Source organism: Flavobacterium tagetis, from assembly GCF_016735615.1.
In the GTDB taxonomy this organism is placed as follows: domain Bacteria; phylum Bacteroidota; class Bacteroidia; order Flavobacteriales; family Flavobacteriaceae; genus Flavobacterium; species Flavobacterium tagetis.
In genome coordinates this window covers 694562-720313 of record NZ_JAERSF010000001.1, presented here as the reverse complement: position 1 = coordinate 720313, position 25752 = coordinate 694562, and the positions used below count along the sequence as shown (strand labels likewise).

The 25752-nt window shown below is 33.6% G+C and carries 19 protein-coding genes and 1 tRNA gene; 15 read left to right on the top strand and 5 right to left on the bottom strand.

Annotated features, from left to right (window positions below; translation table 11 throughout):
• The first annotated feature begins 107 nt into the window (after positions 1–107).
• From JI750_RS03115 to JI750_RS03100, 4 genes are all read left to right on the top strand, one after another.
• Positions 108–3089, top strand: coding sequence for a SusC/RagA family TonB-linked outer membrane protein (locus JI750_RS03115; protein ID WP_201998918.1), 2982 nt, complete (start codon positions 108–110; stop codon positions 3087–3089).
• 36 nt (positions 3090–3125) lie between these two features.
• Positions 3126–4733, top strand: coding sequence for a RagB/SusD family nutrient uptake outer membrane protein (locus JI750_RS03110; protein WP_201998917.1), 1608 nt, complete (start codon positions 3126–3128; stop codon positions 4731–4733).
• Positions 4734–4758: 25 nt separating this feature from the next.
• Positions 4759–5574, top strand: coding sequence for a SusE domain-containing protein (locus JI750_RS03105; RefSeq protein ID WP_201998916.1), 816 nt, complete (start codon positions 4759–4761; stop codon positions 5572–5574).
• Between the two features lie 84 nt (positions 5575–5658).
• Positions 5659–8535 (top strand): alpha-amylase family glycosyl hydrolase, encoded by a 2877-nt coding sequence (locus JI750_RS03100; RefSeq protein ID WP_201998915.1) that lies wholly within the window; start codon positions 5659–5661, stop codon positions 8533–8535.
• 84 nt (positions 8536–8619) lie between these two features.
• Here the strand turns inward: JI750_RS03100 and JI750_RS03095 are convergent, their stop codons facing one another.
• Positions 8620–8853: a DUF6814 family protein gene (locus tag JI750_RS03095; RefSeq protein WP_201998914.1), complete on the bottom strand. Its 234-nt coding sequence runs from the start codon at positions 8851–8853 to the stop codon at positions 8620–8622.
• A 13-nt stretch (positions 8854–8866) separates the two neighbouring features.
• Positions 8867–10360 carry an MFS transporter gene (locus JI750_RS03090; protein WP_201998913.1) on the bottom strand — a complete coding sequence of 498 codons (1494 nt, stop codon included), beginning with the start codon at positions 10358–10360 and terminating at the stop codon, positions 8867–8869.
• A 108-nt stretch (positions 10361–10468) separates the two neighbouring features.
• Here JI750_RS03090 and JI750_RS03085 point away from each other — a divergent pair, with 108 nt between their 5' ends.
• Positions 10469–10645, top strand: coding sequence for a hypothetical protein (locus JI750_RS03085; RefSeq protein WP_162615506.1), 177 nt, complete (start codon positions 10469–10471; stop codon positions 10643–10645).
• Positions 10646–10723: 78 nt separating this feature from the next.
• Here the strand turns inward: JI750_RS03085 and JI750_RS03080 are convergent.
• Positions 10724–10796 (bottom strand) — tRNA-Phe (locus tag JI750_RS03080).
• A 99-nt stretch (positions 10797–10895) separates the two neighbouring features.
• Between JI750_RS03080 and JI750_RS03075 the strand changes: the two genes are divergently transcribed.
• The 7 genes from JI750_RS03075 (at position 10896) to JI750_RS03045 (ending at position 17837) form a co-directional block, all read left to right on the top strand.
• Entirely contained in the window at positions 10896–11630 is a 735-nt protein-coding gene (locus JI750_RS03075) for a type III pantothenate kinase (protein ID WP_201998912.1), read from the top strand.
• Positions 11623–12852, top strand: coding sequence for a BamG family beta-barrel-assembly machinery protein (gene bamG, locus JI750_RS03070; protein ID WP_201998910.1), 1230 nt, complete (start codon positions 11623–11625; stop codon positions 12850–12852). Before JI750_RS03075 ends, bamG begins: the two co-directional genes overlap by 8 nt.
• Before the next feature lie 51 nt (positions 12853–12903).
• On the top strand, positions 12904–13461 hold the full coding sequence (gene lptC / locus JI750_RS03065; protein ID WP_201998908.1) for an LPS export ABC transporter periplasmic protein LptC: 558 nt from the start codon (positions 12904–12906) through the stop codon (positions 13459–13461).
• Positions 13462–13465: 4 nt separating this feature from the next.
• On the top strand, positions 13466–13660 hold the full coding sequence (locus JI750_RS03060) for a hypothetical protein (protein ID WP_111368053.1): 195 nt from the start codon (positions 13466–13468) through the stop codon (positions 13658–13660).
• Positions 13661–13662: 2 nt separating this feature from the next.
• Positions 13663–14919 (top strand): hemolysin family protein, encoded by a 1257-nt coding sequence (locus JI750_RS03055; protein ID WP_201998906.1) that lies wholly within the window; start codon positions 13663–13665, stop codon positions 14917–14919.
• 107 nt (positions 14920–15026) lie between these two features.
• A complete protein-coding gene (locus JI750_RS03050; RefSeq protein WP_201998903.1) occupies positions 15027–17126 on the top strand; it encodes a peptidylprolyl isomerase in 2100 nt (699 codons plus the stop codon).
• Between the two features lie 270 nt (positions 17127–17396).
• Positions 17397–17837: a hypothetical protein gene (locus JI750_RS03045; RefSeq protein ID WP_201998900.1), complete on the top strand. Its 441-nt coding sequence runs from the start codon at positions 17397–17399 to the stop codon at positions 17835–17837.
• A gap of 19 nt (positions 17838–17856) precedes the next feature.
• On the opposite strand, the gene JI750_RS03040 is transcribed toward JI750_RS03045, so the two are convergent.
• Both JI750_RS03040 and JI750_RS03035 read right to left on the bottom strand, forming a co-directional pair.
• A complete protein-coding gene (locus JI750_RS03040; protein WP_201998898.1) occupies positions 17857–18765 on the bottom strand; it encodes a GYDIA family GHMP kinase in 909 nt (302 codons plus the stop codon).
• Positions 18766–18860: 95 nt separating this feature from the next.
• On the bottom strand, positions 18861–20174 hold the full coding sequence (locus tag JI750_RS03035; protein WP_201998896.1) for a hydroxymethylglutaryl-CoA reductase, degradative: 1314 nt from the start codon (positions 20172–20174) through the stop codon (positions 18861–18863).
• A 180-nt stretch (positions 20175–20354) separates the two neighbouring features.
• Here JI750_RS03035 and JI750_RS03030 point away from each other — a divergent pair, with 180 nt between their 5' ends.
• Genes JI750_RS03030 through JI750_RS03020 form a run of 3 tightly spaced genes read left to right on the top strand, consistent with a single transcriptional unit; the run spans position 20355 to position 25717 of the window.
• Complete coding sequence (locus JI750_RS03030; protein ID WP_201998895.1) at positions 20355–22526, top strand: S9 family peptidase; 2172 nt, start codon at positions 20355–20357, stop codon at positions 22524–22526.
• Between the two features lie 28 nt (positions 22527–22554).
• Entirely contained in the window at positions 22555–24231 is a 1677-nt protein-coding gene (locus JI750_RS03025; RefSeq protein WP_201998893.1) for a peptide MFS transporter, read from the top strand.
• A gap of 1 nt (position 24232) precedes the next feature.
• On the top strand, positions 24233–25717 hold the full coding sequence (locus tag JI750_RS03020) for a peptide MFS transporter (RefSeq protein WP_201998891.1): 1485 nt from the start codon (positions 24233–24235) through the stop codon (positions 25715–25717).
• Positions 25718–25752 lie beyond the last annotated feature (35 nt).

Sequence of the window (25752 nt, the reverse complement as noted above, 5' to 3'; positions counted from 1 at the left end):
AAGTGCCTGCTGTCGAGCATGTTAATAAATTCATAATTTTGAAATTCGAAGTAAAATTAAAAACTTAACTAACGTTCAAAAACTCAAAACTAATTTAAACAAAAAGTATGAAAACAATTTACAAAAAGTTGTTATTTTTATTCCTATTGTTGCCTTTTACAGTGTTGGCTCAGAACACTTTAAAAGGGACTGTTGTTGATAAAACGACAGGTCAGCCAATACCGGGGGTAAATGTAAATGTACAAGGTGCTCCAAATGGTGCATCAACTGGATTTGATGGAAATTACCAGCTATCAAATGTTAAAAATGGTAACAAAATTGTTGTTTCTTTTATTGGTTACAAAACAGAAACAATTGAGTACACAGGTCAAAAAACACTTAACGTTACTTTAGAAGAAGACACCAATCAGCTTAAAGAAGTTGTGGTGCAAGTTGGTTACGGAACTGTGAAGAAAAAAGATGCAACAGGATCTGTTTCTCAAATTGCTGCAAAAGACTTTAATAAAGGGATTAACGTAACTCCTGAGACATTAATCAGCGGACGTATTGCTGGTGTTAATGTTGTTGGAGGAGGAGCTCCGGGAGCGAAGGCAGATATTAGAATTCGTGGAGGGTCTTCTTTAAGTGCTTCTAATGAGCCGTTAATTGTTATCGATGGACTTCCAATGAGTAATTCAGTTCCTGATGGGGCAACTAGTGTTTTATCTACAATTGACCCTAATGATATTGAATCTTTCACTGTTCTTAAAGATGCCTCTGCAGCAGCAATTTATGGTTCTCGTGCTGCAAATGGAGTAATTGTAATTACAACTAAAAAAGGAACTAAAGGTGGTGTGAAAGTAAATTTCAGTTCACAAGTTGGTATAAATACAGTTGCTAATACTGTTGATGTTATGAATGCTGATGAATATCGTGCAATTGTAAATGCAAACGGTACTCCAGCTCAAAAAGCTTTACTTGGTACAGCAAATACTAATTGGCAGGATGAAATTTTTCACACGGCCCTTACAACAAATAATAACATATCGGTAAGTGGTTCATTATTTAATAAACTTCCTGTGCGTTTATCTGTAGGTAATGTTGATAATCCTGGAATATTAATGAATACTTCTTTTGAGAGAACTACGACATCGTTATCGTTAAATCCAGTTTTATTTGATAATCATTTAAAAATCGATATTACAGGAAATTTAGCTTTTGGAAAAAATCAGTTTCAAAATGAAGGAGCAGCAATTAGTAGTGCTATTATATTTGATCCAACACAGTCAGTTTATCAAGAAGGTTCTAGATATGGAGGATACTTTGAATGGTTAGAAGCAAATGGAAATGTACCATTGTTGCCAGCGAGAAACCCTGTAGCAAGATTAAATCAAGAAGACAGAAGAGCAACATCTACAAGAAAATGGGGTAATATTAGATTAGATTATAAATTTCATTTCTTTGAAGATTTAAGAATCGTTGCCGAAGCAGGTATCGATAAATTTGATAGTGATGGTTACAATGCAATCAGTACTGAAAGTATTTTAGGATACCAGCCTAACACATTTGATAAAGGTAACTGGGTTAATTTAGGAGGATATACTCATTATACAGATACTCGTCAGAACAAAAACTTAAATACATACTTTAATTATACTAAAGATATTGGTAAGTTTAAAATTGATGCTACAGCTGGTTACAACTATCAGCTATTCCAGAGAGAAGGATTTAACTCAGGAGATATTAAACAGCCTAATCCGCCTGCGGATGTTACAACAGATGCAGACGTTAACTTACAGTCGTATTTTGGACGTTTGAATTTAGGATATGACAGTAGATATTTATTAACTGTGAACTATAGAAGAGACGGAACTTCACGTTTCTCTAAAGAAAATAGATGGGGTAATTTTGCAGGAGGTGCTTTTGCATGGAACTTAGCAGAAGAAGCATTCTTAAAGGACAATGAAACTTTATCTAGTTTAAAATTAAGAGTTGGATACGGAACCACTGGGCAACAAGATATTCCGCGTGCATACGATTATTTGCAGCGTGTAACATTGGGAACGCTAAATACACAATATGTTTTTGATGGTGTTATTTATAGAGCAGCAAGGCCAGAAGGATATAACAAAGATATCAAATGGGAAGACTTAGCTGAAATGAACCTTGGGGTTGATTTTGGATTCTTTCAAGAAAGATTGACGGGTTCTGTTAACTATTTTGATAAAAAATCTAATGATCTTTTGGCTGAGATTCCAGTTCCAGATGGAGCAAATATTAGAAATCAAGGATATAGTAATATTGGTAGCGTAAGAACAAAAGGGGTTGAGTTTAGTCTTCAATCTGATATTATCAAAAATGATAAATTAACATGGAATCTTGCTGCTAACGTAACGTACATTGATCAGAAAATTTCTGATTTAGGAGTTCAGGTTCCTGGATTCCAAGGGTATATTACTGGTGATGTAATTGCTGGTGGTACAGGAAATCAGGTGTTAATTCACTCAGAAGGGTACGCGCCAAATTCATTCTTTGTATTTGAGCAATTATATGATGCAAACAAAAGACCTATTCAAGGTGCTTATGCTGATAGAAATGGTGATGGTGTAATTACAGATGCTGACCGTTATAAATATCATAAACCAACAGCAGATTATACTTTCGGGTTATATTCTACTTTGAATTACAAAAAATTCGATTTTGTAATGAACTGGAGAGCTAGTTTAGGAAACTATATTTTCGATAACGTAAGTTCTGATAAAGGATATTTGCAAGCAGGTTTAAGAAGAGATTCAGATCTAGCAAATATTACAAAAGATTATTACAATACAGGTTTTACAACTGAAAGTAACTCTAACGGAACACAACGTAATTATTCTAATTATTACGTAAAAGATGCTTCTTTTATTAAGTTAGACAACATTGTATTAGGATATACATTTGATAAAACATTATTAAAAGCGGCTTCATTAAGATTTACAGCTGGAGTTCAAAACGTCTTCGTACTTACAAAATACGATGGTTTAGATCCTGAAAAATTCAACGGAATAGATAATAATGTTTATCCGAGAGCGAGAACATTCTTGTTTGGAGTAAACGCGAATTTCTAATAGTACATTGAAAATTAAATTTAAAAAATAAACAAAATGAAAATATCATTTAAATATATATCTTATTTTCTCCTATTTATATTAGGATTAAGTATGACACTTACTTCATGTACGAGTGACTTAGATGTGAAGCCAACAGATGATGATGAGTTTCTTTCTGATGACTTTTTTCAAGATCCAGCATCGTACAAGCAAGTAATGGCAAAATTATATGCAGGTTTGTATGTAGGGGGTAATGATGGTGACGGACAAGCTGATATTTCTGGACTTGGAGGAGATTTCAGTAGTTACCTTAGATTGATGTTTGTTACTCAGGAGTTTCCAACGGATGAAGCTATTGTTGCTTGGAGTGATGATGGTTTGCCAGCTATAAATGGACAAAAATGGAGCCCAAGTAATCAGTTCTTGTACGGAATTTTTTCACGAGCTTTTTATGAAATCAGTGTGGCTAATGAGTTTTTAAGACAAACAACAGATGAGAAGTTATCTGCGAGAGGTGTTGATGCTAATTTAAAAGCAGAAGTGAGTACTTTAAGAGCAGAAGCACGTTTTTTAAGAGCATTCTCTTATGTTAACTTAATGGACTTGTTTGGAAATGTACCAATTACTACTGAAAATGATCCTGTTGGATTTTTCTATCCAGAACAGAAAACAAGAGCAGAAGTTTTTGCTTTTGTAGAGTCAGAATTAAAAGATATGGATGCTACTTTGGCTCCATCTGGATCAAATGAGTATGGTAGAGTTGATAAAACAGCTGCTAAATTTTTATTAGCACAAATTTATTTAAACTCCAAAGTATATACAGGAACGGAAAGATATAATGAAGCAGCTACAATATGTAACGAAATTGTAACGGGTTCTGCTTATACTTTTGCAAATGTACCTTACCGTTACTTATTTTCTGCTGATAATAATAGAAATGGAGCGCAAACTGAAGTTATTTTCCCAATTGTTGGAGATGGAAATGCAATTAGAGCAATAGGTGGAGGTATGAGTTTTATTTTGCACGCATCTATAGGAGGAAAAATGGTTAGTGCCGATCAAGGAATGGATGGAGGTTGGTCTGGTATCAGAACAAGACCAGAATTTGTTCAATTATTTCCTGATGTAAATGCAGCTTCTGATAAGAGAGGGACATTTTTTACTGATGGACAAACTTTGGATATAGCTGATTATGGAGTATTTACTAACGGTTATGCGGTGACAAAATTTACAAATATAAATTCTGATGGTTCTAAAGCGCAAAGACCAGATATGCCAGACACAGACTTTCCAATGTACAGATTGTCAGATGTGTATTTAATGTACGCTGAAGCTACACTAAGAGGTGCATCGTCTGGTAATGTTGCATTAGCTTTAGAATATGTAAATAAAATTAGAGCAAGAGCTGGTGCAGGTGTTATTACAAATTCTGAATTAACATTAGATTTTCTTTTAGATGAGAGAGGACGTGAATTGTTTTGGGAATGTCATAGAAGAACAGATTTAATTCGTTTTGGCAAATTCACAGGATCGTCTAAAATCTGGCAATGGAAAGGTGGCGTAAAAAATGGTAGTGGTACAGACTCATTCAGAGACTTGATGCCTATTCCGTCACGAACTATTCAAGCAAACCCAACTTTAAAACAAAATCCAGGATACTAACTAACCCTTATAAAAAGTAAATAAAATGAAAAATATATATAAAATTTTAATCGCATTCATTGGTGTATTAGCAGTGTCATGTAATGCTGATGATGTAGAAGACAGACCGGTAATTACACCAGAATCAGCACCGGTTTTGCTTAGCCCACAAAACGATTTTAATATTGTCCTAACAAAGGAAAATGAAAAAGAGATTGCGACTACAGTAATTTGGGATTATGCAAAATACGATGGTACAGCAACTGTTATTAATTATACAATTGAAATTGCAAAAGCAGGAACAAAATTTGCTGCACCTGTTGCAGTTACTACAACAACAGAACGTTACAGAGCTTTAACTGTTGCAGAATTAAATTCAGCTTTAATTAACGGTGGTTTTATTGAGAAAGAAGAAAACAATGTTGATATTCGTATCAAAGCGACAGTTGGTACTGGAGCAGAAGCGCAATATTCTAATTTCTATACTTTTAAAGCAACTCCTTATCACACTCCACTAGCAACTTCTCACTGGTTAGTTGGTGCTGCTACTCCAGGAGGATGGTCTTGGGATGGTGATGCTGAAACAGAATTCCCATTAGTAGTTGGTAAAACAGATGTTTATCAAGTAAAAGTTGTTCTTAAAAGCGGAGAAGCATTTAGAGAATTTTTAGGAAATAACTTTACAAGTAATGGTAACTGGGATGCAAGTCATAATTATACTTACTATTCAGGATTAGGTTACACTATCGATGATGAATTAGTAAACGCTGGTGATGGTGATAGTAACTTTAAATATACTGGACCAACTGGAGAAAGAGTTTTAACTATTGACAATGGTGCGAAAAAAATCACGTTAGACTAGTTTTAATGTAATTTACAAAAAAAAGGGCTATCTCCAGATAGCCCTTTTTTAATCAAACTAACTAACCACACAAACCACGAGATTATGAAAAAAACAATACTTTTTATTTTCTTTTTACTGACACTTGCTATTCATGCTCAACAAATATCGGTTTCACCAGCAGTGTTTCAGGTCAATGAGCCTATTACGATTACGGCTTCTTTTGCATCTAGTACCTGCAATACAATGGGAACAAATCCAACAAAAGTTTATATGCATTCTGGAATAGGCACAGATGCAAGTCCTTGGCAAACTGCTAAAGGAAATTGGGGAGCAGATGATGGTGTTGGATTAATGACTAAAAACGCAAATGGAACATGGAGCATTACAATTACTCCTAGCGTCTATTTTGGATTAACATCGGTTCAGCAAACTGCTGCGACAAAAATGGGAATTGTATTTAGAAGCGCGAATGGAAGTCAGACGATGAAATTGGCGCCATCATGTTCTGATTTTTTTCTTAATGTAGGATCTTTTCAAGTTACTTTGACTTCTCCAGCCGAAAATAGTACCACAATCATTAATTCTGGTTCAAGTTTTAATATTATGGCAACAAATACTGGAGGTGCGGGGAGTTATACTTTAAAAGCTAACGGAACGACAATCAATTCAAATACCAGTACTTCAAGTTATTCTTATACACATACTAATATTACTGCGAATCAAAATTATGAATTGATTGCTACTCAAGGAGCAACCGTAGTTTCAAAGAAATTTGCAGTAGTTATAAATCCGAATACAGTTTCTGAAGCTATGCCAGCAGGTATGGTTGATGGAATTAATTATAATTCTGCCGATTTTACAAAGGCAACTTTGGTGTTAGATGCACCTCTAAAAGATTTTGTATATGTAGCGGGAAGTTTTAATAATTGGCAGCCAACATCGGCTTATGCCATGAAAAAAGACCCGTCTTCTGGGAAGTTTTGGTTAGAAATTACAGGTTTAGTTTCAGGTGAAAACAATACATATCAGTATTGGGTTGTCGATGCAACGCCACTTGTAAATTCGCCATCAATGGTAAAAATTGCAGATCCATATTCAACTTTAGTATTATCTCCTTATGACGATTCTTCAATTCCTGCTTCAAAATATCCAAATATGCCTGTTTATCCAACAGGACAAAATTTTGAGGTTACAGTTTTAAAAACAGGACAGGGCCCATATAATTGGCAGGTAACTAATTTTGAAAAACCACAAAAGGAAAAATTAGTTGTTTATGAAGTTTTAGTTCGTGATTTTGATGCATCAAGAAGTTATCAAAGTTTAATTGATCGAATAGATTATTTTAAAAATCTTAAAATCAATGCGATCGAATTAATGCCTGTAATGGAATTTGAGGGCAATGAAAGCTGGGGTTACAATACTTCATTTCATATGGCTTTGGATAAGTTTTACGGAACTTCAGATAAATTAAAAGAGTTTATTGATTTATGCCACCAAAACGGAATTGCTGTAATTCTTGACGTTGCGTTAAATCACGCTTTTGGAAGAAATCCAATGGTGAGAATGTGGATGAATGATCCTGATGGAGACGGTTTTGGATCGCCAACTGCAGAGAATCCTTATTTTAATACTGTAGCAAAACACAGTTATAGTGTAGGTGAAGACTTTAATCATCAATCATTAAAAACGCAATATTATGTAAATCGAGTTATCAAACATTGGATTGAAGAATATAAAATAGATGGTTTCCGTTGGGATTTAACCAAAGGATTTACACAATTATGCACGTCAAGCGATAATGTTTGTACCGATTCATACCAACAAGATCGTGTAGATATTCTGAAAAAATACGCTGATTTTTCTTGGGCAATAGATCCAACACATTATACTATTTTTGAGCACTTAGGGTCTGATGCTGAAGAACAGCAATGGGCAAATTACAGAGTTACAGAAACACCAAGTAAAGGTGTTATGATGTGGGGTAAAATGACAAAAGAGTACAATCAATTGTCAATGGGATATGCTTCTGAAAGCAATATTTATAGAATGAATAGTGCAAATCGTGGTTTTGTTGCCAATCGTTTAATGGGTTATGCTGAAAGCCATGACGAAGAACGTCTGATGTATAAAAATGTACAATACGGAGCTTCAAACGGAAGTTATAATGTAAAGACATTAAATACAGCACTATCAAGAATGTCTGCTATTGGTGCGGTTTCTTTATTAATTCCAGGACCAAAAATGATCTGGCATTTTGGAGAACTAGGAATGGATGATTCTATTTTTAGCTGTAATAATGGAACTGTAAATGATGAATCGTCTTCAACTCCAGGTGATTGTAAATTAGATACAAAACCACAGCCGCAATGGACAGAAAATTGGTTGGGTGATTCTAATCGAAATAAAATTTACAACGATTGGGCTAAGATGATTACGCTTAAAAAAATGGAGCCAGTATTTTTAGGAACAGCAACAATGAACAATGCGGCTTCTTTGACAGTAAATATCAAAATTACAAACAGCACTTTGACTTCTGCACAGCTAAAAGATGTTTTGATCTTAGCAAATTTTGATACTACGGCTCAAAACCTTGCAACTGGTTTTCCGTATGTAGGAACTTGGTATAATTTAATGGATAATACCACTATCACAGTAACAGATGTTAATGTTCCAGTAAATCTTCCAGCAGGAGAATATAGAATTTACGGAAACAAAGTTGCAAATTTAGCAATAGAAGATTTTGAAAATGGAAATCAGGTAAGCTTATATCCAAATCCTGTCGCCGATTATTTTACTTTAGGTTTTAAAACCTCAAAAGTAGATATCTATTCTATTACAGGACAATTAGTAAAGACATTTAATACAAATGGAAATGCAGATTATCAATTCTCAGTAAGTGGTTTAACTTCTGGATTGTATCTCGTAAAGACGTTTGACGAGAATAATAAAGTTCGTGTTGTGAAGTTTATTAAAAATTAGGTTTGGTTAGTAATGAAAAAGGGCTGTCTAGAAATGGACAGCCTTTTTTGTTTAAGTGGTTTTTTGTGGTATATAAGGTATTGTTTATTTTTTCCTTTTAGGGTCGTTATATTCTCCAATTAAAGAATAATACCCAAATGTTCCTAATCCCATAACAATAAGAGGGGTTAGTATAAATAGAATAATTACACCAAATACTAAATCGTCCTGTTGATCTGAAAGTAGTTTGGGTAAACCAAATTCAAACACGCAAAAATAGGCAGCTGCTGCGGCCAAAGCAATCCATAACGCCCCTAAAACTTGTTTAATCGCATTCATTTTTTTGTAAATTTTAAAGGTGAGTAATTTTGTTTTTGTTGTCAATATAAATCATTCCAATAACAAAGCAGATTCCGGCAATGATTATAGGATACCATAATCCATCCAGATAAAAATCAGCTTTGCCTGCTGTTTTGGCGTGTGATACAAAGTAAGTTGAAATGGCAGGAAGCAATCCGCCAAAAATTCCATTTCCAACATGGTAAGGCAATGACATAGAAGTGTATCTAATTTTAGTTGGAAACATTTCGACTAAAAATGCTGCAATCGGACCGTAAACCATTGTTACAAATAATACTTGAATAAAAACTAATAAGGTTAATGTCCGTTTATCGCTTGAATTAATTAGTATTGATACACTAGTTTGAGCATCTTTTTTGTTCAGATACGTTTTTTTCTCCACCACGGATGTGCCGTCTGTATATTTTTTTTCTGTAATAGTAATCGAACTCCCGTCAGCCTTGTTTTCAGTTGTAACTTTTGGATTTTCAAGAATCTCTGTTTTCTTGTTCACATCAGTCGTATCGTACATAATCTTGTAAATAGGTCTATAGGAAAGTATGGCAATCAGCATACCGAACATCATAATGTATTTGCGACCGATTTTATCGCTCAACCATCCGAAAACAATAAAAAATGGAGTTCCAAATAAAAGCGCAATTCCTAATAATTCATCAACTTGTGAGGAATCTACATTCATAACGGTTTTCATGAAACTCATTGCATAAAATTGTCCCGTATACCAGACAACACCTTGCCCCATTGTAGCTCCAAACAAAGCCAAAAGAACAAATTTTAAATTATATCTATTTCCAAAACTTTCTTTTAGTGGGTTCGCACTTGTTGTTCCCTCTTTTTTGGCTTTTGCGAAAACAGGAGATTCATCCATGTTTTTTCTAATTAAATAGGAAACTCCAACCATGGCAATTGAAACCCAAAAAGGAACGCGCCATCCCCATAAATCAAAGGCTTCGGCAGAAAGCACACTTTTTGTTGCCAGAATAACCATCAGGGAAATAAATAAACCAACAGTAGCAGTAGTCTGAATCCAAGAAGTCCAATAACCTTTTTCTCCAGCTTGAGCGTGTTCAGCTACATAAGTTGCGGCTCCGCCATATTCTCCTCCAAGAGCAAGGCCTTGCATTAAACGTAAAATCAAAACTAATAAAGGAGCTAGAAAGCCAATCGTTTCATAACTCGGAATACAGCCAATTAAAAAGGTTGAACCGCCCATTAATAATAAGGTAGCCATAAAAGTGTATTTGCGCCCAATAATATCGCCAAGCCTTCCAAAGAACAAAGCTCCAAATGGACGAACTACAAATCCTGCGGCGAATGTGGCTAAAGTAGATAAAAATGCTGCCGTTGGATTGTCGCTAGGGAAAAATTTTGTTGAAATTACGACAGCCAAACTGCCAAAAATGTAAAAATCGTACCATTCAATCATGGTGCCCATAGAGGAGGCTGAAATTACTTTCCAAATGCCTTTAGTAGAAGTTTTGCTCATAAAACCGCTTTGAGATCTTGTTAATGAATGAAAAAGAAAAATACAGTTTTACGAATATAGAAGATATTTTTTTATTCAGTCAATACTTTTTTAACAAAAACTATTTATTTGTTGACTTTTGAATTTAACCGCAAAGACGCAAAGAAAAAGCGCAAAGGTTCGCAAGGTTTTTTTGAATTGGCTCACAAAAGAAAATTTGAAAAGGATTTAACTGCAAAGGGCACAAAGAAAAAGCGCAAAGGTTCGCAAAGTTTAATTGTTAAAACTTTGCGAACCTTTGCGTAAATCCTAGCGCTCTTTGCGGTTAAAAAAACCGAAAAGTATAAAAAAACAAAAAACCCGAATATTTCTATTCGGGTTTTGTGGTACCTCCAGGGATCGAACCAGGGACACATGGATTTTCAGTCCATTGCTCTACCATCTGAGCTAAGGTACCGTGCTTGTTGCGGGTGCAAATATATAATCATTTTTGGTTTGTGCAAAACATTTTTTAGAAAAAATCAATTCGTATCTTCGCAAAAGCAAAAAAGGAAATATGATTTTAACGGTCGATGTTGGAAATACCAGAATTAAAGCATCTGTCTTTGAGGGTAATACTACTCTCGAAAGTTTTGTTTTTGAAAAAAATGAACTTGAAAAAAAAATTGAAAAAATTTTAGAGAAATATCCAAAATGCTCCGACTTGGTTGTTGCTTCGGTAGGAAATATCGAAAAACAATCCTTTTTAACTTTCGAAAATAGACTTAAAGTTCATTTTTTTACCCAAGAAGATGTTTTTCCTTTCCATAATAAATATGCAACACCAAAAACTTTGGGAATAGACAGAATGATTTTGGCAGCAGGAGCAACACTACAATTTCCTAAACAAAACCGTTTGGTCATAGATGCTGGAACTTGCATTACCTACGATTTTATCGACGAAAATGACAATTATTTAGGAGGAGCTATTTCTCCAGGTCTCCGTTTGCGATATGAATCACTGCATAATTTTACGGCCAGACTGCCGTTACTAACCTTAGAAGAGCCCGATTCTTATGTAGGAAACTCTACGGCACAAGCGATACATTCTGGTGTTGTCAATGGTTTCGTCTATGAGATTGACGGTTTTATCGATGAATATCGAAAAGAGTTTTCAAATTTTATCATAATTTTAACGGGAGGTGATGCAGATTTTTTGGCTAAACGATTAAAAAATACCATATTTGCCAATTCAAATTTCCTTTTGGAGAGTTTGAGCCAAACATATCAATATAAAATCGACAATGATTAAAAAAGTAATACTAAGCGCTTGTTTGCTTATATCGTTCGTTTCATTCGCTCAACAAGGTACTGCTTCGCCTTATTCTTTTTTCGGAATAGGAGATGTGAGATTCAAGGGAACACTTGAAAACAGATCTATGGCAGGAGTTGCGGTAGAACAAGATACGATTCACTTAAATTTAGAAAATCCGGCAAGTTATGCCAGCTTAATCCAAACAACATTTACAGTTGGGGGAACATTTGCAACTTCAAATTTAAAAACAACTTCTACTTCAGAAAAAGCGCAGCGTTCTACTTTTGATTATTTGGCATTAGGAATTCCAATGGGAAAATTCGGTGCTTCATTTGGTTTGATTCCTGTAACTTCAGTAGGATACAAAATCCGCGAGGATAATTCAGCTACAGAAGGAGCAGTAAGTTCTCAGCTTGATGGAAAAGGTGGTGTAAATAAAGTGTATTTCGGTTTATCATATAAAATAATGCAAAACTGGAATATTGGAGTAGATGCACAATATAATTTTGGAAAAATAACAACTACGAGCGTAGAAGCTATTACTGGAGTTCAAAACGGAACAGCAGAAGTTAATACCTCAGAGCTTTCAGGTATGGCATTCAGTTTTGGAACAATGTACCAGAAAAAAATCTATAATAAAACGAGTATATTTTCTAGTTTGAGCTATTCTTTTGCAAGTAATCTGAATTCGGATAATACAAGAGTTATTTCTGTTCAAGGAGATCCAGAACCTATTGTGGTTCCAGCTGAAGCAACTAAACTAAAACTTCCAAACAAGTTAAGTATTGGTGTGGGTATTGGTGAATCTAGAAAATGGCTTGTAGGGGCAAATATGACCTTTCAAGGAGACGGACAATTAGCAAATTATTATAATGCTGCAAGTAATGTGAGATATGAGAGCTATTCTAAATATGCGTTAGGAGGATATTATCTTCCAAATTATAATTCTTTTACTAGTTACATGAGCAGGATTACTTATAGAGCTGGTTTAAAATACGAGAAAATTGGTCTGATCGTGAATAATGAGTCAATTAAAGATGTCGGAATGACGTTAGGAGCGGGAATTCCGATTCCAGGGTCTTTCTCAAATGTGAATTTTGGAATTGAATTTGGTAAGCGTGGTACAACTTCTGCAGATTTAGTGCAAGAGAATTATGTTAATTTCAGCTTGAGTTTCTCTTTCAATGACAAATGGTTTGTGAAGAGTAAATTCCAATAAACAAAATATTTTATCTTTTAGAAGCTCATTACAATTTACTACATTTGGCAAATGAATTTACCAAAAAGATATAGTCTGATAGTTGTCACAGTTTTTGCTGTGACAATGTTTTTTGGATGCGAAAGTAATTTTAAAGAAGTTCAGAAAATTAACTTCTCAGAATTTGTTCCTGCTAGTGACGCTGATACTGTAAATATTAAATACACAGATTCTGGACGCATTACAGGAGTTTTGATAAGTCCAAAAATGTTAGATTATTCAAATCTTGATTTTCCTTTTACAGAATTCCCGAAAGGAATCGATGTTACATTATATGATAAAAAGCAAAAACGTACCTTTATTAAAGGAAATTATGCGGTTTCGTATAAAAATACAGGAATCATTGATTTGATCGGAAAAGTGAAAATTACTTCTGAAGCAGGACAGGTTTTAGAAACAGAACAATTGTATTTCGATCAGAAAAACGAGTGGTTTTATACAGAACGAAAGTTCAAATTAACCGATATTAAAGGGGTTTCCTATGGTCAAGGAATAGATTTTAGCAAAGATTTTAAAGTGATTAATTCGCAGCGAATAAGTGGCGAAATTGAATCAGACGAAGAATTATAATATTATGGGTTATTTAAAATATACACAATACGTTTACATTCTTTTTGCAGTTTTCTTTACTTACGATGGTATAGTAAAACTAAATGAAGGAGATGAGAGCTATCCTTTTTATTTTGTAATTGCGGGAATGGCTATTTTTATGTTTTTCTTTAGGAGAAGATTTCTTAATAGGCATAACGATCGAAACAAAAATCAATAAAAATGGAAATTAGTATTATAATAATATGTTTAATACTAGCAGCCTTTTTCTCTGGGATGGAAATTGCTTTTACATCCGCTAACAAAATTTATCTCGAGATAGAAAAGAAACAAGACGATTTTCTGTCTCGAATCTTAACAAAACTAACCGAAAATCCTTCCAAGTTTATTGCTGCCATGCTTATTGGCAATAATGTTGCTTTGGTGATTTATGGTTTTTTTATGGGCGATCTCATTTTAAATTGGATGGCTTATTTTGGTTTTGTCTTTTCTGATTGGTGGAATATTCTAATTCAGACACTTCTTGCGGCATTCATCGTATTGCTGACTTCAGAATTTTTTCCGAAAGTTTTTTTTCAAATTTATGCCAATTCTTTAATCAAGATTCTGGCGCTTCCGGCTTATTTATTCTACAGATTATTTTATTACATTTCGACTTTTTTTATTTGGATTGCAGATTTTGTACTGAGTAAATTTTTCAAAACAGAAGGAAGTCAAATTCATTTGTTTAGCCGAATTGAACTCGGAAATTATATTACAGAACAAATGAGTACAGTTGAAGAAGATGAAGAAGTGGATTCTGAAATTCAGATTTTTCAAAATGCATTAGAATTCTCGGCTGTTAAGGCGCGTGATATTATGACGCCTCGAACAGAAATTGTAGATATAGATTTGTTTGATACTGTAGATGATCTTAAAGCATTGTTTATAGAAACAGGATATTCTAAAATTATCGTAAGCCAGAATTCATTGGATGATATTGTTGGTTATGTTCATTCTTTTGATTTGTTTAAAAAACCATCTACAATAAAGTCAGTTTTAATGACGGTTGAATTTGTTCCAGAGACGATTTTAATAAAAGATGTACTGAATTTATTAATCAAAAAACGAAAAAATGTTGCCGTTGTTTTAGATGAATATGGAGGAACTTCGGGAATTGTTACAATTGAAGATATTGTAGAAGAGCTTTTCGGCGAAATTGAAGACGAACATGATTTGGATGAGGAATTGATCGAAGAAGAAATAGGAGAGGGCAAGTATTTGTTTTCAACTCGATTAGATGTCGAGTATTTGAATGAGGTGTATAAATTAATGATTCCAGAAGAGGATTCTTATGGTACATTAGGAGGTTTTATCGTGTATCACACAAAAGAAATCCCACAAAAAGGAGATAAAATTGTAATAGATAAGTTTCATTTTTTTATTGAAGAGGCCTCAAATAAGAAAATAGAACTAGTCAAATTGACAATTAAAGACTGATTTTTTAAATTAATGAAAAAAAATGTTGAAAATAAAACGCTAGTTGTATTGTTATTAACTAGATAATTGTATTTTCGCAAACTGAATATAAAATTAACGATAATAAAATGGCAGTTTTAGCAAAAATTAGACAGCGTTCCGCTTTATTGATAGGAGTTATTGCACTTGCATTATTTGCATTTATAATACAAGATCTATTCACAAGAGGAACATTTGGTCAAAGTTCAAAAGATGTAGGAAGCATCGATGGAAAAGATATTTCATTTGAAGACTTTAGAGTTAAAGTTAGTAATGTTGAAAAAAGTGGGCAAGGCATAACTTCCACTGAAGCTGCAAACAGAGTTTGGGATCAAGAAGTTTCAATAGCTTTATTGTCATCACAATTTGATAAATTAGGATTGAGAGTTGGTGAAAAACACATTTTAGAGGTTTTAAAATCTGATCCAAATATTGGTAAAAACCCAATGTTCTTAAACGCAGCAGGAATTTTTGATGTTGTTAAGTTTAAAGATTATTTTAAATCAAACCCAGAAGCAGCGCAATACATCTCTCAAAAAGAGAAAGATGCTGAATTGAATGCGAAATTTCAAATCTATAATACTTTAATCAAATCAGGACTTTACACAACTGCTAGTGAAGGAAAATTAAAGTATGAAATGGAAACTAATAAAGTAAGTTTTGCTTTTGCAGCTGCTCCATATTCTTCTATTAAAGATAGTGAAGTAAAAATCTCTGATGATGAGATCGTAGCTTACATGAAGAAAAACGAGAAAAAATTCAAAGCAGATGCAACTCGAGAAATTCAGTACGTTTTAGTTGAAGATAAAGCTTCTAAAGAAGATGAGGCTGAAATTAAAACTAAATTAACTGCGTTATTATCAGGAAGTGTTGTTTACAATGCAAAAACTGGTAAAAACGATACATTGCCAGGATTTAGAAACGCTACAAACCTTGCTGAATTTGTAAATGCAAATTCTGATGTTCCTTACGATTCTACTTATGTTCCTAAAAATGCATTGCCAGCTGTTGATGCTGATAAATTATTCAGCTTGCCTGCTGGAGCAATCTACGGACCATACGTTTACGGAAGATATTATGCAATTTCTAAATCTCAAGGATTTAAAGCTGGAGTTAATGCAAAAGCTAGCCATATTTTAATTGGTTACGAAGGGTCTCAAACTCCAAATCCAAAAGAGAAAAGAACTAAAGAAGAAGCTAAAGCTAAAGCTGAAGAAATTTTAGCGCAAGTTCAAGCTAATCCAGATAGTTTTATGATGTTGGCTTTTACAAGTTCTGATGATTCATCTGCACAGCAAGGAGGTGATTTAGGATATTTTGGGCCAAACCAAATGGTAAAACCTTTCAATGATTTTGTATTCAGCAACGGAATTGGTAAAGTTGGTTTAGTAGAAACTCCTTTCGGATTTCACATTATCAAAATTACAGACAAACAAGACGGAATTCGTTTAGCTACAATCGCTCAAAAAATTGAGCCTTCTGAAGCTACTTCTGATAAAGTATTTACATTAGCAACTAAATTCGAAATGGATGCTGCTGATAAAGATTTCAACGCTGCAGCTAAAGAATTAGGTTTAAAAGTTGCTCAGCCAGTTAATGCAAAAGCTATGGATGAAGCGTTTGGACCATTAGGAAACCAACGTAACATTGTAAGATGGGCTTTTGATAAAGAAACAAGCAAAGGAGATGTAAAACGTTTTGAAATTGCAAACATCGGACACGTTATTGCACAATATAAAGGTGAAAACAAATCTGGTTTAGTTTCTGTTGATATGGCAAGACCTTATGTAGAGCCAATCTTAAAAAACAAGAAAAAAGCAGAATTGCTAAAAGCTAAAATGCAAGGTTCAAGCCTTGAAGCTATCGCTAAAGCTGCAGGGGTTGCTGTTCAGCAAGCAGCTGATGTAACTCTTGATAATCCAGTTTTACCTGGTGGAGTTGGACAAGAGCCGAGAGTTGTAGGTAATGCATTTGCTTTAACTGCAAACAAAATCTCTGCTCCAATTGAAGGAAATACTGGAGTGTATGTTGTAAAAAACATCAAAACGGTAAAAGCTCCTGCAATTGCTAATCACGCTGCTTATGTAGAGAAAGTAAAAGCTCAAAGTGCATCTGATGCAAGCAGAGTATTACCAGCGTTGAAAAACAATGCTAAAATTGAAGATAACAGACTGCAATTTAACTACTAATTAAAAAGTAGCTGATCATAAAAAGAAACCCGAAACATATTAATGTTTCGGGTTTCTTTTTTTTTTGTAAAATAAGAAAATTTACTTTGTGTTAATTTTCTTAAAGTATATAGGGATTATCGAAATTTAATTTAAAAAACTTGTGATTTTCAAATTATTACAGTTAATTTGCTCGATTTTTAACTTTAACATATTTTTGGCTTTTGCCACACAATAAAATATAGAAGATAAATATTTTAAAAAACAAAAGCTTTAATAACCAATCATTTAATGTTTTTTACTTTTAAATTTTTTAGAAGAAAGCAGAGAGTATATACCAAAATAGAAAGTCATATTTATGGTATTATTATCGAGCTTTTAAAAGTAGGCAGCACCGACATCAATGTTGATGAATTGGGTGGGAAGTATTATTTGAGTAACGAAGAACAGCATTTTAAAGTTACTATTTTGAGCAACGATAACGTGATTAGATTAACCAATACGCACGATTCTGTTGCTGAAAAATATGATAAAATCTTTGTAGAGGATGTTTTAAGAGCAGTAAAAGAAGAGAAACATCGTCGAATGGAAGTGGTTTACGATTCAATCACCAACAGCATCGAAAAAATGGCAGAACGCTTGCATAATAGACTTATAGAGTCAAATGAGCAAGACAAATCTGTTCGCCGTTTAGAGACAAAAGAGGTTAAAAACAGTAAAAAAGTAAACTAAATAACTTTTTTGAAATGATTTATAAGATCATTTCTTCATAAGTCAGAATAGTCTCGTATCCTTTATTAAAGAAATATTCTTTCGGATTTTCTTTTGAAACCACTAGGATAAAGTCGCCTCCCCAAGCTCCTAAACTTTTTATTACACCATTAAAATCAGGAAAAATAGCCTCTTTTATAGTCTGCATTTCTAAAACATTACTCAAATGAATTTCGTGTTTCTGAATTGCAGAAGCAAATTCTTTTAATGTTTTGGCGTGAAGTATTTCATTAGTGATTTTATTGTTTTCTGCAACGCTAGCTGCTAGATGATTGCCTTTGTGGTTGTTGTATGAATATATAGCAGATTTACTATTTTGCTTTTTATTCAGGTAAACAAAATAAAGATGTTCTTTGAAGTCAGGATTAAATTCAACTTGCTGTACAAAATTATCTTCTATTCGATATAAAACTGGAGTGTTGTTTTGTGCGCATGCAATATCATAACCGCTTCCTCCGAAACTGTTTTTTAGTAGAGTAAAAGCATTAATTTCTGTCCATTGTGCAATATTATTGATAAGAGTAGAAGAAGTTCCTAGTCCCCAGTTTTTTGGAAAACTCAAATGTGTACTAACTTTATATCCGTTAGCATTATCAATAAATTTTGGATTTAAAATATAAGCTTCGTGTAAAATGTTGACTAAAGTTGATTTTACAGTGTCAATGTGAGAATCCGAACCTTTTACAACTTCGTCAAACGAAATGGTTTCTTCAAACCATAAATGTTTATCATAATCGTAACTTTTCCATTCGATTTGTTTGTCTCCTGAGGCTTCAATTACTAAATCCTGACCAAATTTTGTTGGTAGCGCAAATGCATCTGCTCCGTCTAAAACGAGATATTCACCAGCGATAAATAGTTTTCCGTTACTGTAAAAGGTTGTTGACATACTTATTTTATATTATAAATTCCAAATCTGAAACTCCAAATTCCAAGAACTAACATTGGAATTTGGAATTTAAAATATTGGATTTTTTAACTAGGTTATTTTCTTAAGTTTTCAATAAATTCTACCACAGCACTATGAGAAACGGCTGTTTTTTTGAAGTGGGATTTAATTAAATGACGTTCTTCATCGGTAGCTTCAAATTGATTTATGATGTTGTTAAGGTGCATTTTCATGTGTCCTTCCTGAATTCCTGTTGTAGTTAAGGAACGCAATGCAGCAAAGTTTTGTGCCAAACCAGCAACAGCTACAATTTCCATTAATTCTGGAGCTGAAGGTTTTTCTAAAATTTCGAGACACAATTTTACTAAAGGATGTAAAGAGGTTAAGCCGCCAACAGTGCCAACAGCCAAAGGAATTTCAAGCCAAAAAGTAAAAATTCCGTTCTCAATTTTGGCGTGTGATAAACTTGCGTACTGACCATTTCTTGAAGCATAAGCATGTACGCCAGCTTCTACAGCTCTAAAATCGTTCCCTGTTGCTAGAATTACAGCATCTACGCCGTTCATGATGCCTTTGTTATGTGTAACTGCTCTAAAAGGTTCAACTTCTGCAATTTGAACTGCCTGAAGAAAACGTTCAGCAAATTCTTGAGGATTTGTAATGTGTTTTTCCGCTAAATCTTCTATTGGACAAGAAACTTCGGCTCTAACAAGGCAATGAGGCACATAGTTAGAAAGAATGCTCATTACAACTTCTAGCTTTTCACCATTTTGGCATAAGTCAGAATTTTGAGCTTCTTCTTTTAAAGTAGTGGCAAATTGCTCTAAGCAAGAATTTATAAAATTGGCTCCCATGCTGTCTTTGGTTTCAAAAGTGGCATGAAGCTGATAGTAATTTTCTAGTAAACTTCTTTTGTCTTTTAATTTAATATCTAGAATACCGCCTCCACGCTGTTGCATATTTTTGGTAATACTTTGCGTTTCTGAAAAGAATTTTGCTTTGATTTGGTCAAAAAACTCAGCTAACTTTTCGGCATCTCCGCTATAAGTGAAATGAACTTGGCCAATTTTTTCGGTATCTATAATTGTAGCTTTAAATCCGCCTCTTGTCGACCAGTATTTTGCTGCTTTTGAAGCTGCAGCAACGACAGAACTTTCTTCGATGGCCATCGGAATTGTTTTGTATTTTCCGTTGATCAAAAAGTTAGGAGCAACTCCAAGGGGGATATAAAGGTTTGTAATGGTGTTTTCTATAAATTCGTCATGAAGCTGCTGAAGCTTTTCGTCTGAATTCCAGTAATTTCTTATAATATTTTGCGCCTCTTCAGGATTTGAAAAATACTCATTTGCAATCCAGTTGATTTTTTCTTTTTTGGATAATTTAGAAAATCCGGCAACAGCGTTGTTCATTCTCAATGTATTAAATAATAATGTTGTGGCAAAGATACTATTTTAAGAGTTTTGATTGCAATCTATTTCAGACATGAAAGTACGCAATCGTTATTTTTTTTAACATTTAACACTTAAAATGTGTATTATGTTTATTTTTTTTACTAAAATTGGGCTCTTTTTATATTTAAAATAATTCTAATGAATACAAGCAAATTTACTGCAGTACTTTTATTCTTAACTGCAGTTGTTTTTGGACAGCAGAAGATAACTGTCGAAAATGTTTTTAGTGGTACTTTCCGGGCTAAAGGAATGGATGAACTGCAATCGCTAAAAAATACAAATCAATATACTGTTTTAAATGTTGATCAGGCGAGCAGAAGTATGCAGATTGATTTATACGATTTTGCGACACTGAAAAAAGTATCAAATCTTATTGATACTAAAAACTACAAAGAACTTGCCAGCGGAATTAACAGCTACACTTTTGATGCTTCTGAAAAAAAGATCTTAATTGCTTGTAATTCTTCTAAAATATTCCGTCACTCATTTACTGCTGATTATTTTCTTTATGATATCGCAACAAAATCTCTGACTAAACTTGTTGATTTTCAAATCCAAGAACCAACATTCTCACCTGACGGAACAAAAATCGCTTATGCAAAAGAAAATAACTTATATGTATATGACGTAGCTTCAAAAAAATCTACGGCTATTACAACAGACGGAAAGAAAAATGCGGTTATAAACGGTATTACTGACTGGGTTTACGAAGAAGAATTTGCATTTGTACGTGCTTTTGACTGGAGTAAAGACAGTAAAAAAGTAGCTTATATTCGTTTTGACGAAAGCGAGGTTCCTGAGTTTTCAATGTCAATCTTCCATAAAGATTTGTATCCTAAAATTGAAACTTTTAAATATCCTAAAGCAGGAGAAAAGAACTCAGAAGTTTCATTGCATATCTATGATGTAGCTGCAGCAACAACCAAAAAAGTAGATTTAGGAAAATATAATGATTTCTACATTGCGAGAATGCAATGGACAAATGATGCAAATGTACTTTCTGCACAGATTTTAAATCGCCATCAAGATAATTTAGATATACTGTTTATTGATGGTACAACTGCTAGTTCTAAAGTGGTTTTAAATGAAAAAGACAAAGCTTATGTAGATATTACTGATAATTTAACTTTCTTAAAAGACAACAGTTTTATTTGGACTAGCGAAAAAGACGGTTTTAATCATATTTATGTGTATGATAAAAACGGAAAACTTAAAAATCAAGTTACAAAAGGAAACTGGGAAGTGGTTTCATACTACGGTTTTGACGAAAAAACAAAAACTATTTTCTATCAATCTACAGAAAATGGTTCTATCAACAGAGATCTTTACAGAATTGGTTTAGATGGAAAAAATAAAGTGCGTTTGTCTTCAAAAGAAGGGACTAATAAAGCTACTTTTAGTCCAAATTTTCAATTTTTTATAAATACTTTCTCTAGTACTACTCAGCCAACGATTTATACTTTAAACGAGGCTAAAACAGGAAAAGAAATTCAGGTTATAGAGAATAATCAGGCTCTTACTGATAAATTGAAATCGTATGATCTTCCTTCAAAAGAGTTCTTTGTTTTAAAAACAGCAAAAGGAAACGAATTAAATGCGTGGATTATGAAACCAAAAGATTTCGATCCTTCAAAAAAATATCCTGTTTTTATGTTCCAATATTCAGGTCCAGGATCTCAGCAGGTAGCAAATCAATGGAATAATTCTAATGATTACTGGTTCGCTTCATTAACACAACAAGGTTATATCGTGGCTTGTGTTGATGGAAGAGGTACGGGTTATAAAGGGGCTGATTTCAAAAAAGTAACTCAGAAAGAATTAGGAAAATACGAAGTTGAAGACCAGATTGATGCAGCAAAAGTAATTGGTAATTATCCTTATGTTGATGCCTCAAGAATTGGAATCTTCGGATGGAGCTATGGTGGATTTATGGCATCTAACTGTATTTTCCAAGGAAACGATGTGTTTAAAATGGCAATCGCAGTTGCTCCGGTTACAAACTGGAGATTTTATGACAGTGTTTACACAGAAAGATACATGCAGACTCCGCAAGAAAATGCAAGCGGATATGACCAAAACTCACCTATAAACCATGTGGATAAATTAAAAGGTAAGTTTTTATTGATTCACGGTTCTGCAGATGATAACGTTCATGTTCAAAACACGATGCAGATGATGGAAGCTTTAATTCAGGCAAATAAACAATTTGATTCTCAAATTTATCCAGATAAAGATCATGGTATTTATGGCGGAAAAACGAGAGTTCAGCTTTATACTAAAATGACAAACTTTATCAAAGAAAATTTATAATCTAAAAATAATTAAATAAACGAATAATATGGGAGAAACTCAAGTAAAAACAGCGCATCCAAAAGGACTTTGGGTATTATTTGGAACGGAGATGTGGGAGCGGTTCAATTTTTATGGAATGCGAGCTTTATTGACTTTATTTCTTGTGAATTCATTGTTGATGAAGGAAGAAGAAGCGTCATTAATTTATGGAGGTTTTCTTGGACTTTGTTATTTAACACCAATGTTAGGTGGTTTTGTTGCTGACCGTTATTTAGGAAACAGAAACTGTATTCTTTTAGGAGGGTTGTTAATGGCGATTGGACAATTGCTTTTGTTTACGAGCGGAAGTGTTTTTGGATCTAACTTAGGTTTAGCAAAAATCATCATGTACTCTGCTTTAGGAGTAATTGTTTTTGGTAACGGATTCTTCAAGCCAAACATTTCTAGTATGGTTGGAAGTTTGTATCCAAAACAAGAAAAAACAAAATTAGATAGTGCTTTTACTATTTTCTATATGGGTATTAATATCGGAGCATTTTTAGGTCAGTCTATCTGTCCTTTATTGGGAGATGTTAAAGATGCAGGCGGAATTAGAGATATTCACGCTTTCAGATGGGGATTCTTGGCTGCTTCTACTGCAATGTTATTAGGGACCGTTCTTTTCTACTTCTTGAAAAATAAATATGTAGTTTCTCCAGAAGGAAAACCATTAGGAGGACTTCCTTCTAAAAATGACGCTTCAGACTTTGAAGAAGGAGAAGCACAGCAAGCAAATTTTTCTACTAAAGCCCTTATTGGTGCAGGAATTGCTTTTGTTGCTTTAGGATTCTTTTTCCACTATGTGGTTGGTCAGAACTTGATTTATACTTTGATTTATTCAAGTGGTTTGGCATTAGCAGGATTAATTATTTCAGACACGTCTTTGACTAAAGTTGAAAGAGATAGAATTTATGTAATCTACATCGTATCGTTTTTTATTATTTTCTTTTGGGCAGCATTTGAACAAGCTGGTTCATCTTTAACTTTTATTGCAGATAATCAAACAGACAGACATTTCTTTGGTTGGGCAATGCCACCATCAATGGTTCAAATTTTTAACGGAATGTTTGTTGTGCTTTTAGCAGTTCCTTTCAGTATTCTTTGGGATACTTTAAGAGCTAAAGGAAAAGAACCAATTTCTCCTGTAAAATTAGCAGCTGGTTTGGTAATCATTTCTGTGAGTTTCTTTATGATTGCGACTCAGGTTTCTTATATCGGAACTTCAGGGCTTTTATTAGTCAAATGGTTGATCTTATTATATTTCTTAAATACATGTGCTGAACTATGTTTGTCTCCAATTGGTTTGTCATTGGTTGGTAAATTATCTCCAAAACGTTTCGCGTCATTATTATACGGAGTATTCTTTTTGTCAAATGCTTCAGGATATGCATTAGGAGGGACTTTAGGTTCTATCTTACCAGCAACTGGTGATAAATTTGCAAAAGCAAAAGAATTAGGAATCGATCTTCAAGCAGTTTTAGATAAAAAAATAACGCTTTCAGCAGACCAGTTGGCTTTGTTGGATCATCATCAGATTAGTGCACAAAATCCAATTTTTGCAGGATTTGAAATCCATAATTTATATGAATTTTTTATGGTATTTGTTGTACTGACAGGTATTGCTGCAATTTTATTATTTGCTTTAACGCCACTATTAAAAAAATTAATGCACGGTGTTAGATAGAATGGAAAACAATATTACTTTAGAAGGAATTCAAAATTTTAAAGGCAAGTACCCAAAGCAATTGTGGTATTTGTTTTTGGTTGAAATGTGGGAGCGTTTTTGTTTCTACGGAATGAGAGGGGTTTTGGCAGTTTTCATGGTGGATCAATTAGGTCTGCTTGATGGGCAAGCAAGTCTTCAATATGGTGCAATTCAAGCGTTTGTTTATGCATTTACTTTTATTGGTGGAATTTTTGCCGATAAAATTTTAGGGTTTAAAAAGTCGCTTCTTTTTGGTGGAATTGTGATGATTCTGGGGAATTTGCTTATTGCAGCAAATCCGCATGATTTCTTTTATTATGGAATAACACTTTCTATTATCGGAACTGGTTTTTTTAAACCAAATGTTTCTTCGATGGTAGGGGAGCTATATCATGAAAATGATGGTCGTCGTGATGCAGGTTACGGATTGTTTTATGCTGGAATTAATATTGGTGGAATGCTTGGAGGTGCAATACCAATTTATTTAGGAAAGAATTATTCTTGGAGCCTTTGTTTTCTTTCTGCAGCGATTGTTATGATAATAGGAGTTATAACTTTCCTTTTGACTAAAAAACATTTGGCGCCAATTGGAAATTCTCCATTACAAAATCAGGCACCTAAAAAACGTAATCTTTACGAAATAGCAGTTTATTTAGGTTCTTTTGCTGTAATTCCATTGGTTTATATAATGGTTATTAATTCTGATTTTACGGAGTATTTTATGTATACAATCGGAATTTTGGCATTGGGATATTTTTTATATGAACTGATAATGATAAAAGAGAGAAAGCAGCAACTTAAGTTTTTGGCTGCCTTTATCTTTATTTTTGCGTATTTTATGTTTATGGCAATTTCAGAACAATCTGGAGGTTCTTTGTCATTATTTGCGAAAGATAATTTAACGAATAAATTGTTGTTCTTCAGTATTGATCCTAATGTGGTTAATAATAGTATAAACTCTCTTTATGTTATTATTTTTAGCCCGCTTGTTGGGATTTTGTGGATCTATATGTTTAACCGTAAAATAGAGCCTAATACAGTTGTTAAATTTGGTTTGTCGTTTATTTTATTGGCGGCAGGTTTCTTTATCTTTTACAGTGCAAGATTCTTTGTAAATGCAGACGGATTAAGTTCTCTTGATGTTTTTGCTTTAGGATATCTTTTGTATACACTTGGGGAATTATGTATTGGTCCAATCGGGATGTCGGTAATAACTAAATTATCTCCAAAAAGATTGTTCGGAATGATGATGGGATTATGGTTCTTGTCTAGTGCATTCGGACAGTTTGCTGCAGGTAAGTTGGGAGCTGAAATGTCTAATGCCAATACTGGAACTACATTAATGTCTAAACTTATTGCTTACACGGATGGATATTATCAATTAGCCGTATATGCTCTTGTTGCAGGTATTGCATTTATTGTTCTAACTCCGTTAATCAGAAGATTAATGCAAGAAGTTAAATAATTAAATTGTAATCACTTTTTGCATAAATTTGTATA